The 12,465-nt window shown below is 64.3% G+C and carries 10 protein-coding genes; 5 read left to right on the plus strand and 5 right to left on the minus strand.

Features of this window, described 5'->3' with window-relative positions:
* Window positions 1-100: 100 nt before the first annotated feature.
* Window positions 101-1,087: an MDR family oxidoreductase gene (locus tag X566_RS02380; RefSeq protein WP_034463153.1), complete on the minus strand. Its 987-nt coding sequence runs from the start codon at window positions 1,085-1,087 to the stop codon at window positions 101-103.
* A gap of 118 nt (window positions 1,088-1,205) precedes the next feature.
* Complete coding sequence (locus tag X566_RS02385; protein WP_034463155.1) at window positions 1,206-2,459, minus strand: MFS transporter; 1,254 nt, start codon at window positions 2,457-2,459, stop codon at window positions 1,206-1,208.
* Between the two features lie 366 nt (window positions 2,460-2,825).
* Here X566_RS02385 and nadA point away from each other — a divergent pair, with 366 nt between their 5' ends.
* The 3 genes from nadA (at window position 2,826) to nadC (ending at window position 6,519) form a co-directional block, all read left to right on the plus strand.
* Window positions 2,826-3,920 carry a quinolinate synthase NadA gene (nadA, locus tag X566_RS02390; protein WP_034463157.1) on the plus strand — a complete coding sequence of 365 codons (1,095 nt, stop codon included), beginning with the start codon at window positions 2,826-2,828 and terminating at the stop codon, window positions 3,918-3,920.
* A gap of 113 nt (window positions 3,921-4,033) precedes the next feature.
* Window positions 4,034-5,632: an L-aspartate oxidase gene (locus tag X566_RS02395; RefSeq protein ID WP_034463159.1), complete on the plus strand. Its 1,599-nt coding sequence runs from the start codon at window positions 4,034-4,036 to the stop codon at window positions 5,630-5,632.
* Between the two features lie 8 nt (window positions 5,633-5,640).
* Window positions 5,641-6,519, plus strand: coding sequence for a carboxylating nicotinate-nucleotide diphosphorylase (gene nadC / locus X566_RS02400; protein ID WP_034463160.1), 879 nt, complete (start codon window positions 5,641-5,643; stop codon window positions 6,517-6,519).
* A gap of 57 nt (window positions 6,520-6,576) precedes the next feature.
* On the opposite strand, the gene X566_RS02405 is transcribed toward nadC, so the two are convergent.
* Both X566_RS02405 and ppdK read right to left on the minus strand, forming a co-directional pair.
* On the minus strand, window positions 6,577-7,974 hold the full coding sequence (locus X566_RS02405) for a cell wall hydrolase (protein ID WP_034467630.1): 1,398 nt from the start codon (window positions 7,972-7,974) through the stop codon (window positions 6,577-6,579).
* A 307-nt stretch (window positions 7,975-8,281) separates the two neighbouring features.
* Window positions 8,282-10,906 (minus strand): pyruvate, phosphate dikinase, encoded by a 2,625-nt coding sequence (gene ppdK, locus X566_RS02410; protein ID WP_244434651.1) that lies wholly within the window; start codon window positions 10,904-10,906, stop codon window positions 8,282-8,284.
* Window positions 10,907-11,003: 97 nt separating this feature from the next.
* Here ppdK and X566_RS25260 point away from each other — a divergent pair, with 97 nt between their 5' ends.
* Entirely contained in the window at window positions 11,004-11,288 is a 285-nt protein-coding gene (locus X566_RS25260) for a hypothetical protein (protein ID WP_244434652.1), read from the plus strand.
* A gap of 22 nt (window positions 11,289-11,310) precedes the next feature.
* On the opposite strand, the gene X566_RS24235 is transcribed toward X566_RS25260, so the two are convergent.
* Window positions 11,311-11,454 (minus strand): DUF3096 domain-containing protein, encoded by a 144-nt coding sequence (locus X566_RS24235; protein WP_081740204.1) that lies wholly within the window; start codon window positions 11,452-11,454, stop codon window positions 11,311-11,313.
* Between the two features lie 404 nt (window positions 11,455-11,858).
* On the opposite strand from X566_RS24235, the gene X566_RS02420 reads away from it, so the two are divergent.
* Window positions 11,859-12,206: a DUF1236 domain-containing protein gene (locus tag X566_RS02420; RefSeq protein WP_034467633.1), complete on the plus strand. Its 348-nt coding sequence runs from the start codon at window positions 11,859-11,861 to the stop codon at window positions 12,204-12,206.
* Window positions 12,207-12,465: the final 259 nt, after the last annotated feature.

A 12,465-nucleotide genomic window follows, 5' to 3' on the forward strand; every position in this document is an offset into this window, starting at 1 on the left:
CTCCGACCAACAACCCACCGCCCGGGCCCGCTTAACCCGATGCTTACCATACGAACCAAGGCAACATTGGCGCAGCTTCGTCGATAAAGTCTGAACATCCTCAGGGAATTTTTACCACGATTCTGCCGCGGACCTGGCCGGCGAGGATTTTCGCACCAGCGCCGGCAACTTGATCGAGGCTGATTTCGCTAGTGATTTCAGTGAGTTTCGATTTGTCGAGATCGCGCGCCAGGCGGCTCCAGGCGGCCCGGCGCTTCTCGATCGGGCACATGACAGAATCGATGCCCAAAAGGCACACCCCGCGCAAAATGAAGGGTGCCACCGAAGACGGCAAATCCATTCCCGCCGCGAGACCGCAGGCAGCGATGGCGCCGCCATACTTGGTCATGGACAGGAGATTCGCCAGCGTGTTCGACCCGACGCTGTCAACGCCGCCTGCCCAGCGCTCCTTGCCGAGCGGCTTGGCCGCCCCGGACAATTCCGCGCGCTCGATGATCTCGGCCGCGCCGAGATGTTTCAGATAGTCGGCCTCGGCGGCCCGGCCTGTCGAGGCAATGACATGATAGCCGAGCTTGCCGAGAACGGCGGTTGCGACCGAACCGACCCCGCCCGCAGCGCCCGTCACCACCACCGGCCCGGACTTGGGCGTGAGACCATGCGTCTCCAGTGCCATCACCGACAGCATCGCCGTGTAACCCGCCGTGCCGATCGCCATCGCCTCGCGCGCGGTCATGCCGTCCGGCAGCCGCACCAGCCAATCGCCTTTGACCCGCGCCTTTTCGGCGTAAGCACCGAGATGCGTTTCGCCCATGCCCCAGCCGTTACAGACGACCTTATCGCCCGCCTTCCAATCGGGATGCGACGACTGCTCGACGGTGCCCGCGAAGTCGATGCCGGCGATCATCGGGAAGCGGCGCACGACCGGCGCCTTGCCGGTGAGCGCGAGGCCGTCCTTGTAGTTCAGGGTCGACCACTCGACGCGCACGGTGACGTCGCCGTCCATCAGGTCGGCCTCGTCGAACTGCGCGATCTGTGCGGTTGTTCCCTTCTCGGCCTTGTCGATCCTCAGCGCCTTGAATGTCGCCACGCCTCGCTCCCTTCATGTCGTTCGGGCCGTCGTTGAACCGGCCCGGCAATCGTTGTGTGGTTTTACACGAGCACGGCCGCGCTGGAAAACCAGCCCGAACGGCCGACAATCATGCGCGTTACGCAGGCTGCGCCGCTGCACGTTCCACCGGCTTCTCGACGATCGGCAAGTTGATCAGCGCCGAGGCAACGCCGAACCCGATCGAAAGCCACCAGATCGGCGTGTAGGAACCGCTCGCCTCAAACACCACGCCGCCGAGATAGACTCCGAGAAAGCCGCCCACCTGGTGGCTGAAAAACGCGACACCATAAAGCGTGGCAAACCAGCGCGTGCCGAACATCAACGCGACCAGCGCCGAGGTCGGCGGCACCGTGGAAAGCCAGGTGAGCCCGGTGACGACGCCGAAGATCAGGGCCGACGTCGCCGTGATCGGCAGCGAAATGAACAAGATCGTGGACAGAGCCCGCGTCGCATAGATCGCCGAGAGGATGAAGCGCTTCGGCATGTACAATGCGAGCCAACCGACGCTGAGCGAGCCTGCAATGTTGAACAGGCCGATGGTCGCCAACACCCAGCCGCCGACATGGGCGTCGAGACCGCGATCGATCAGGTACGCAGGCAGATGCGCGGTGATGAAAGCAAGCTGAAAGCCGCAGGTGAAGAAGCCGAGCACCAGCAACACATAGGAGCGGTGACCGAATGCCTCCGACAGCGCCTGCTTGAACGACTGCTGCTCCGCCGGCGTGCCGCCCGCTTGTCCCGCATCTGTCGCCTTAGGCGTCGCCAGCGCGAGCGCCAACGGCACCACCAGCAGCATCAGCGCGGCGAACACCATCAGCGCAATCTGCCAACCGAAGTTATCGATCAGCGCAACGCCGAACGGTGCGAACAGGAACTGGCCGAACGAGCCCGACGCCGTGCCGGCGCCGAGCGCAATCGCCCGCCACCGCTCCGGGACCACCTTGGCAAACGCCGACACCACCAGATTGAACGAACAGCCCGACAGGCCGAAACCGATGAGCACGCCAGCGGTCGCGTTGAGCGCCAGCGGCGTATCGGAGTAGCGCATCAGCGCGAGACCGGCCGCGTAAAGCAGACCGCCTATCGCGATCACCCGCACGGTGCCGAACCGATCGGCCATCGCACCGGCGAACGGCTGACCGATGCCCCAGAGCAGGTTCTGGAAGGCAAAGGCGAACGCGAACACGTCGCGGCCCCAGGCAAACTCCTTGCTCATCGGCTGCATGAAAAAGCCGAAGGTCGAACGCGGGCCGAAGGTCAGCATCGCGATGATGCAGCCGCAAATGACGACCACCAGCGGAGTTCGCCAATTCGCGCGCGGGACGACCGGGGAATGATCGGCGGCTGACATGGCGGACCTCGTGAAGCTGCGTCAGAAGGAAGGTACACAACCTAGTTTACCTGCCGCGAAATCCCAATCATCCCTTTGTTGCAAAACAGCGACCGCAACGCAGCAATGCAAATCGGAAAGGCAGCCTCCGCCTTTTCCCTGAGCCGCCCTCTGGCGGACACGTCATGGACGTGTTATATTCGTTTTGCTCGACATGAGAATAAGCGTGTCGAGCGAACGTCGGCAGGGTCGTCGTCGTTCGCGAAGTCCGGGGAATTAACGCACGTCGAGAGTTGGGAATGCCGGCCCGTTGGCCGGATTTATCAGGCTCAAGATATGCTCACATTGAGCATTATAGAAGGCAGCAGTCAAGGAAGGGTATGCGTCATGCCGATCGCTGGAATTTTCGGTCCGGAAGACCTGAAGCCCACCGTCTTTCCGCGGACCTCCCCGGTTGCGCGCGGTCCATCCCGCGTGCTGCCGATGCCGCCTGTCGAATGGACGCCCGCCGTCGAGCGCGAGACCGCGCATCTGTACGAGCGCGTCAAGAGCGTGATTCCGCCGGTCGAATGGCCGACGATGGCGCCCTACGTCAAGGCCATCAACGACCTGAAGAAGGAACGCAACGCTGTCGTGCTCGCGCACAACTATCAGACGCCGGAGATCTTCAACTGCGTTGCCGACATTGTCGGCGACTCGCTCCAGCTCGCGCGCGAGGCGACCAAGGTCGATGCCGACGTGATCGTCCAATGCGGCGTGCACTTCATGGCCGAAACCTCGAAGATCCTGTCGCCGGACAAAACCGTGCTGATCCCGGATTCGCGCGCGGGCTGCTCGCTCGCCTCGTCGATCACCGGTGAGGACGTGCGGCTGCTGCGCGAGAAATTCCCGGGCGTACCGGTGGTCGCCTACGTCAACACGTCTGCCGACGTGAAGGCCGAGGTCGATATCTGCTGCACCTCCTCCAATGCGGTGCATGTGGTGGAGAGCCTCGGCGTCGACACGGCGATCTTCGTGCCCGACCAGTATCTGGCGAAGTACGTCGCATCGCAGACCAAGGTGAAGATCATCGCCTGGAAGGGTGCCTGCGAGGTGCACGAGCGCTTCACCGGCGACGAGTTGCGCATGTATCGCGACGCCGACCCGTCGGTGCAGATCATCGCGCACCCGGAGTGCCCGCCGGACGTGATCGCGGAAGCCGACTTCACCGGCTCGACCGCGCACATGATCAACTGGGTCCGCGACAAGCGGCCGAAGCGCGTGGTCATGGTCACCGAATGCTCGATGGCCGACAACGTGCAGGCCGAGCTGCCGGAGGTCGAATTCGTTCGTCCGTGCAACCTCTGCCCACACATGAAGCGGATCACGCTGCCGAAGATCCTCGATAGCCTCGTCAATATGCGCGAGGAGATCGTGATCGATCCGATGATCGCCGAGAAAGCGCGGCGCTCGGTCGAGCGGATGATCCACCTGAAGAGCTGAGACGCAAAGGCACGATGCCGTCATGGCCGGGGTTCGCCCCGGCCATCCATGCCCTCCCGCGCAGACGCGGATGCCACCCGGCAGGACACGACCAGCAGCCAGCAGGACGCGCCATGAGCCAACGTGCCGATGCTCCTCTCTCAATGCCTGTCGATGACGTCGTCATCGTCGGCGGCGGTCTCGCCGGCTTGTTCTGCGCGCTGAAGCTTGCGCCGCGTCCCGTCACCGTCATCTCCGCTGCGCCGCTCGGCGAAGGCGCCTCGAGCGCCTGGGCCCAGGGTGGCATCGCCGCCGCAGTCGGCGAAGGCGATACGCCCGAGGCGCATGCCGCCGACACCATCGCAGTCGGCGCTGGCCTGGTCGATGAGGAGATCGCGCTCGGCCTCGCCCGCGAAGCCGGGGCGCGCATCCACGATCTGCTGCGCTACGGCGTGCCGTTCGATCGCGACCTCGAAGGCAAGTTGGCAGTGGCGCAGGAAGCGGCCCACTCGGCGCGCCGTATCGTGCATGTGCGCGGTGACATGGCCGGCAAGGCGATCATCGCCGCCCTCGTCGACGCGGTCCGCAACACGCCGACGATCCGCGTGATCGAAGGTTACGCCGCCGAAGCGCTGCTGACCCACGATAACGCGGTCAACGGCCTGCAGCTGCGCAATGCGCATGATCCGGCACTGCCGCCGGTCACCGTCGCCGCGAGGGCCGTCGTGCTCGCCACCGGCGGCATTGGCCATCTCTATGCAGCCACCACCAATCCACGCGAGGCCAGCGGGCTCGGGCTTGCCATCGCCGCCCGCGCCGGTGCCGTGATCGCCGACCCCGAATTCGTCCAGTTCCATCCGACCGCGATCATGGTCGGCCGCGATCCCGCTCCGCTCGCCACCGAGGCGCTGCGCGGCGAAGGCGCGACGCTGATCAATGCCAAGGGTGTGCGCTTCATGCAGGCGCTGCATCCGCTCGCCGAACTTGCCCCCCGCGACATCGTCGCCCGCGGTGTGTTTGCCGAGATCGCCGCTGGCCGCGGCGCGTTCCTCGACGCCACCAAGGCGCTCGGCGATCACTTCGCCGACCACTTTCCGACCGTCTATGCAAGCTGCATCGCAGGCGGCATCGATCCGGCCAAGCAGCCGATCCCGATCGCACCCGCCGCGCATTACCACATGGGCGGCATCGCGGTGGACGCGCGCGGCCGCACCTCGATCGATGGACTGTGGGCCGGCGGCGAAGTTTCCTGCACCGGCGCGCATGGCGGCAACCGTCTGGCCTCGAACTCGTTGCTGGAAGCCGTGGTGTTCGCCGCCCGCATCGCCGAAGACATCGACGGCCGCAGCTTCGCCGCGCAGCCCGCTCCGGCGCCGGAGAATCCGCGCAATTGTGCGATGCCACCATCCGCCGAGGCCAGCCTGCGCGCGCTGATGTCGTCGCATGTCGGCGTCATTCGCGACGGCGACGATCTCGCCGACGCAATCCGTACCTTCGCAATGATGGAGCAATCGGTCGGCAACATCGCGTTGCGCAACATGGCGACCACCGCACTGATCGTCGCGACCGCGGCGTGGTCGCGGCGCGAAAGCCGCGGCGGCCACTATCGCTCCGACTATCCTTCCGAAAACCCTGCGCTTGCAGTCCGCACGCGCATGACACTGAACGACGCCCGCGCCATCGCTGCGGACGTTGCCGCGGGCATCGCACCGCGTCTGCACGCGATGGCTTGAGTATTCCCATGACGACACCCGCTTCCGTGCTGCATCCTGAGGCTTTCCTCTCGCCGTTGGCGATCGAAAGTGCCGTTCGCCTTGCCCTCGAGGAAGACCTCGGCCGCGCCGGCGACGTCACCTCGATCGCGACCATCCCTGAGACCGCCCAAACCCGCGCGACGCTGGTGGCGCGGCAGGCGGGCGTGATCGCGGGCCTGCCGCTTGCGGTGGAGACCTTCCGCCGCCTGTGGCCGGATATCGCCATCTCCGCGCAGGTGCGCGACGGCGCCACGGTGGCCAAGGGGCTGCACGTCCTGACCATCACCGGCCCTGCCCGCGCCGTGCTCGCCGGCGAACGCACCGCGCTGAACTTCGTCGGCCGCCTCTCCGGCGTCGCAACATTGACGAACGCCTATGTCCGCCAGACGGCGGGCAGCACAATGCGCATCTGCTGCACACGCAAGACAACTCCCGGCCTGCGCGCGCTGGAGAAATATGCCGTGCGCTGCGGCGGCGGCTTCAACCATCGCTTCGGTCTCGACGATGCCATCCTGATCAAGGACAACCACATCGCGGTCGCCGGCGGCGTCCGGCCCGTGCTCGAACAGGCGCGCAAGCACGCCGGTCACCTCGTCAAGGTCGAGATCGAGGTCGATACGCTCGACCAATTGCGCGAGGTGCTGGACACCGGCCTCGCCGATGTGGTGCTGCTCGACAACATGGATATCCCGACGCTGAAGCGGGCGGTGGAGATGACCGCAGGCCGCGCCGTGCTGGAAGTGTCTGGCGGCGTCACCGAGAGCTCGATCGCCGACATCGCCAAGACCGGCGTGGACTACGCTTCCTCCGGCGCGCTGACGCATTCGGCACCAACCCTCGACGTGGCGCTCGACATCGCGCTCTGATTGTCATGGCTGGGCAAACCTAGCCATCACGCTTGAGCTATCCGCACCCTCAAGGCATTAGAGCTTCGCTGCGATCGCCGCGGTCTCGGCGGCGCTGCCCCAGCTCGGCACCTCGCTGCCGTCGCCCCATTGGCGCGGGCGATAGAAGATGTGCAGGCCGGTCTTGTAGTTCTTCTTCATCTCGCGGATCCAGTACGGCCGGACATAGGTCGCGTGATAATGGGTCGAGCGATTGACCTCCGGCAGCCACAGGCGGCCATCGAGCATTTCCTTGGCGATCTTCTTCGCCCGCACCCAATGCTCCGGCTCGGTGACGACATCGCGGATGCCGTCGCAGGCGAAGGTGAACTGGCAGGCGAGATAGCGATGCTTGTTCTGATAGACCACGCCGCAGACGTTGGTCGGATAGTAGCCGGAGAACACGCGGTTCACGACCACCTGCGCGACGGCGATCTGACCGCGGATGGGCTCGCTGCGCGCTTCGAAGTAGACGGCTTCCGCCAGACACTTCGCAGCTTTGTTATAAGCCTTGGTATCGAGGCCGAGCCGCTCCGCCGGGCTCTTCGGCCGCTGCGGGGCTGCGGCGACCTCGCCCTTCGGCGCGACGGTGGCGCCCTCATCGCTGCCGGCAGCCGGCGCACCTGGCTTCGTCGCCGACTGCTTGAGGTCGGTATCGACCGGGTTTGGAATGATAAGCTGCGGCTCCTCGCCCGGCTGCCAGCGCTCGAGCGTGCCGCCGGAGAACCCAAGCGACTCGTGACCGAAGTACAGATGCACGGTCTGCACCGAGAAACCATCCTTCGGCTGCACCACCTCGCGAACGGCATCGTCCTTCAGCACCGGATCGACGGCGGACGCCTTCGTGCTGTGGTACTGCGGCAGCGGCGCGGATTGCAGCGCGGCCTCGAGTTCAGGGTCGAGCGGCGTCGATGTATCGGCCACTGACGCTTTCGCGTCCGGCGAGGGGACCGGTTCATTGGCAGGCGCAGCAGGTGCCGCATTCATCTCGTTCGCTGCCGGTTCCGCCTGTCCGGCGGTCGGATCGTTCGAGGCCGGCGACAACCGGTCTCCCTTCGACGAGAGCCGATCGCCCTTGGCGCTGCGGTCGACAACCGGAAAATCGGAAGCCTGCGGCGGACGGATCACGTCTCCCAGCGGGTTGCGGGCGATCGAACCGGTTACGTCCGGATTTGCGGCAAGGCTTGCCAGCTGCATGCTCGGCGCATGCGGAATCCAGGAGCCTATCGGACGCGGGAAACTAAAGGTCGCCGCGTGGATGGTGCCGAATGGCGAAGCGATCACGTGCTTCTGCCAGCGCTCGGTAACGCCGGGCTGCCGCGCCAACAGCGAGGCAATGTCCTGATATCCGACTTCCGTCGGAAGCAGGCCAAAGACTGTGAGTGCAAAGCCGAAGGACGCCCATGCGCCCTTCGGCCCGTTCTGCAAAACAGACATCGATACGCCTACGCAACGCTTACGCTACTCGCACACATCGAACCGCGCCCTTGCGTGCAATTCGATCGAATGCGTTAGTAACCCATTAGAGTTGCGAGGCGGTTAATCGCCGATGCATGCGAACCACACGCAAGCAGAGTCGGAACGCCACGCCATCACATCGAAAGTGCTGGTGAATCGGGCGGAAAATAACTTGGTAAACATCCGGTCAACAAAAACGCGCCGCATGTTTCTCATGCGGCGCGTTGATTTTTGTCGTTCGAACGCTGCGCGTCTGCGAAGAATTGCTTGCGATCGTCGTGGAACTCTACGCCTGACCCTCGGCCTTCTTACCGAGCGCCGCTTGCGCCGCTGCGAGCCGCGCGATCGGAACCCGATAAGGCGAACACGACACGTAATTCAGTCCGATCTCGTGACAGAACGTCACCGAGGCCGGATCACCGCCATGCTCGCCGCAGATGCCGACCTTCAATCCGGAGCGCGTCTTGCGGCCACGCTCGACGCCGATCTTGACGAGTTCGCCCACGCCGTCGCGATCGAGCGAGATGAAGGGATCGATCTCGAGGATGCCGCGCGAAACATACGCGCCAAGGAAGCTGCCGGCATCGTCGCGGCTGATGCCGTAGGTGGTCTGGGTCAGGTCGTTGGTGCCGAACGAGAAGAACTCCGCGGTCTTGGCGATCTCGCCGGCCATCAAGGCTGCACGCGGCAGCTCGATCATCGTGCCGACCTCGTACTTGATCTGCGCACCCTGGTCGCGCATCACCGATTGCGCCGTGGCATCGATGCGCGCCTTGATCATGTCGAACTCGGCTTTGGTTGCGACCAGCGGCACCATCACCTCGGGAACGACGGCCTTGCCGGTGCGCTTGTTGACGACGATCGCCGCCTCGAAGATCGCGCGCGCCTGCATCTCGGCGATTTCGGGATAGACGATCGCGAGGCGGCAGCCTCGGAAGCCGAGCATCGGATTGAACTCCGACAGGTCGCGCGCTCGGTCGGCCAGCTTGCGCGGGTCCGTCTCCATCGCCCGGGCCACTTCCTCGATTTCCGCCTGCGTGTGCGGCAGGAATTCGTGCAGCGGCGGATCGAGCAGACGGATCGTCACCGGCAGCCCCTGCATGATCTCGAACAGTTCGACGAAATCCGCGCGCTGCATCGGCAACAGCTTCGCCAGTGCCGCACGCCGCTTCTGCTCGTCGTCGGCGAGGATCATCTCGCGCACCGTGCGGATGCGTGTCTCCTCGAAGAACATATGCTCGGTGCGGCAGAGGCCGATCCCCTCGCCGCCGAACTTGATGGCGACGCGCGCATCCTCCGGCGTGTCGGCATTGGCGCGCACCTTCAGCTTGCGCACCTCGTCGGCCCAGCCCATCAGCGTGCCGAACTCGTCGGCCAGTTCCGGCTCGAGCATCGGCATACGCCCGGCGAGCACCTGGCCGACACCGCCGTCGATAGTGATGACGTCGCCGGCCTTGAACGATCGCCCACCTGCCGTCATCAGCCCGCGGCCGTAATCGACGCGAATGGTGCCGGCACCGGAGACGCAGGGCTTGCCCATGCCGCGCGCGACCACCGCCGCGTGCGAGGTCATGCCGCCGCGGGTGGTGAGGATGCCCTCGGCCGCGTGCATGCCGTGGATGTCCTCAGGACTGGTCTCGACGCGCACGAGGATGACCTTGCGGCCATCGGCCTGCAGCTTCGCCGCCTCGTCGGAGGAGAACACGATCTCGCCTGAGGCTGCGCCCGGCGACGCCGGCAGGCCGGTCGCGATCACGTCGCGCTTGGCGGCCGGATCGATGGTCGGATGCAGCAACTGGTCGAGCGATGCCGGATCGACGCGCAGGACCGCGTCCTTGCGCGAGATCAAGCCTTCGTTGGCGAGATCGACCGCGATCCGGAGCGCCGCCTTGGCCGTCCGCTTGCCGGAGCGGGTCTGCAGCATCCACAGCTTGCCCTGCTCGACCGTGAACTCAAGATCCTGCATGTCGCGATAGTGCTTCTCGAGCAGCGTATAGATGCGCGTCAATTCCTTGAACGCGTCCGGCATTGCCGCTTCCATCGAGGGCTTGTCGGAGCCGGAATCCTTGCGCGCCGCCTCGGTGATCTCCTGCGGCGTGCGGATGCCGGCGACCACGTCCTCGCCCTGGGCGTTGATCAGGAATTCGCCGTAAAGCTGCTTGGCACCGGTCGACGGATTACGCGTGAAGGCAACGCCGGTCGCCGATGTCTCGCCCATATTGCCGAACACCATCGCCTGCACGTTGACGGCGGTGCCCCACGATTCCGGAATCGCATGCAGCTGGCGATAGGTCACCGCGCGCGCGTTCATCCACGAACCGAATACCGCGCCGATCGCGCCCCAAAGCTGCGCGTGCGGGTCCTGCGGGAAATCCTCGCCGGTCTCCTTGCGCACCGCATCCTTATATTGATCGACGATCTCGACCCAGTCTTCGGCCGTGAGGTCGGTGTCGAGCACGTGACCTTTCGAATCCTTGTAGGTGTCGAGAATTTCCTCGAAGTGGTGATGCTCGAAGCCGATCACCACATCCGAATACATCGTGATGAAGCGGCGATAGCTGTCATAGGCGAAGCGCTTGTCGCCGGACAATGCGGCCAGCGCTTCCACAGTCTCGTCGTTGAGGCCGAGATTGAGCACGGTATCCATCATGCCGGGCATCGAGGCCCGCGCACCCGAGCGCACCGAAACCAACAGCGGGTTGTTCGGATCGCCGAAGGTCTTGCCGGTCAGCTTGCCGACATACGCCAGCGCCTTCTCAACCTGCGCCTTCAGATCTTTCGGATAGGACTTCGCGTGGTCATAGAAGTAGTTGCACACCGAGGTCGGGATGGTGAAGCCCGGTGGCACCGGCAGGCCGAGATTGGCCATCTCGGCGAGATTCGCGCCCTTGCCGCCAAGCAATTCGCGCATCGCGCTTTTGCCCTCGGCCCGGCCGTCGCCGAAGGTGTAGACCCATTTGTTGCTGGCTGCGGCTGGCCCGGCAGATTGTTTCTTGGCGGAAGCATTCTTGACCGGAGCAGTCTTGGTGGAAACACTCTTGGAAGAAACGGGCGCCCGCGCCTTCGTCGCCGTTTTGACGGCGGTTTTCGGCACTGGCCTGACAGCAGCAGGGGCTTTCTTCGGAGAAACCTTGGAAACGGCAGCTTTGGAGCGGGAAGCAGATTTCGAGGCTTTGGCCATGGCGTCCGTGACGATTGAGCGTTTTCGGGAACAGGCAGTCGCTTACAACACCCTTTTCTGCTGCAGTGCAAGCGGCGAGATATCTTTCACAGCCATCCGGGACCGAACATAAACCGAACCCGCCTCGGCCAGCCCTATTTCAGGATGCCGAGACCCAGAATGCCGACCAGGATAAGATACAGCGCAACAATGTAGTTCAGCAGCCGCGGCATGATGAGAATGAGAACGCCGGCAACGAGCGCGACGACGGGCTGCAGATTGGCAATGCTGATGGTCACGGATTGTCTCCATTCATGACACGGCGATGAGAGCACGAATCGCGGTGGCAGCTTATCGCGGCCACAGACGATGCGGGACATCAGAAACGCAGCTTTCCGCAACGATCGGACGATCGCAGGAACAAAGATCGTTCATGAGCTCTGTCACAAACAAGAGACGCGCTTCGGAACCGCACAAGCAGACACTTTCCTTCACCGCTTTGTTCCGCATGCGCTGAAAATTTCCGCATTGGAACATCGGCTTCCTCCGGAACGATGCCACCGACGATGCATTAACCGCGAACCCCGTCATGCGAGGCTTGGGATGCAAGGTCTCGGATGCTGGGTCTCGGGATAGAAGCTCTTGGGATGCAAGGTTGGGCTAACGTTCGCCTTGCGGGGCGTTGCTTGCGAAGGAGATCACCATGCGCAATCACATTTTTGCCGCAGCCCTGATTGCCGGAACGGCGGCAGCAGCTCCGCTTCCTGCACTCGCCCAGTACGGCGGGACAGTAGGCGTGAGCGGCCCCGTGGTCGGTGTCATCGAGAACGAACAGATTCCGACCTTCCGCCGCTATGTCGTCGAGGAACGCATTCCGTCCTACACCGTCCCGGAACGGGTCGTGGTCGGCACCACACTGCCTGACACAGGCGTCGTCTATTACGACGTTCCGCAGCAGTACGGCGCGACCACCTACCGCTATACGGTGGTGAACGATCGCACCGTGCTGGTCGATCCCCGCTCGCGACGGGTGATGCAGGTGATCGACTGATGACGTTCACGCGATGATGCGAATGCAGAAACATCGTCTGGCGCGATAGCGGGTTTCCCCTCCCCGCGGTCCCCAGCGATGGAGCCCCGCGTCGGCCCCCGCTGCGCGGGGCTTCCCCTGTCCGGGACGCGTCCCTTTTACTCCGGCTGCCCCTGTGCCTCCGGCTCGCGGCGAATGCGCGCGCGTGACGGAACATCGTGAGGTCGATGGCGAAGGTCTACAGAACCAGAGGGCGACGACGATCCGTTCAGATCGCGTC

It is taken from the genome of Afipia sp. P52-10, assembly GCF_000516555.1.
GTDB lineage: Bacteria > Pseudomonadota > Alphaproteobacteria > Rhizobiales > Xanthobacteraceae > P52-10.

Coding starts and splice junctions, on each gene's coding strand:
- X566_RS02385 (WP_034463155.1), bottom strand. CDS start 2,459: ATGTCAGCCGCCGATCATTCCCCGGTCGTCCCGCGCGCGAATTGGCGA.
- nadA (WP_034463157.1), top strand. CDS start 2,826: ATGCCGATCGCTGGAATTTTCGGTCCGGAAGACCTGAAGCCCACCGTC.
- X566_RS02395 (WP_034463159.1), top strand. CDS start 4,034: ATGAGCCAACGTGCCGATGCTCCTCTCTCAATGCCTGTCGATGACGTC.
- nadC (WP_034463160.1), top strand. CDS start 5,641: ATGACGACACCCGCTTCCGTGCTGCATCCTGAGGCTTTCCTCTCGCCG.
- X566_RS02405 (WP_034467630.1), bottom strand. CDS start 7,974: ATGTCTGTTTTGCAGAACGGGCCGAAGGGCGCATGGGCGTCCTTCGGC.
- ppdK (WP_244434651.1), bottom strand. CDS start 10,906: ATGCGCGAATTGCTTGGCGGCAAGGGCGCGAATCTCGCCGAGATGGCC.
- X566_RS02420 (WP_034467633.1), top strand. CDS start 11,859: ATGCGCAATCACATTTTTGCCGCAGCCCTGATTGCCGGAACGGCGGCA.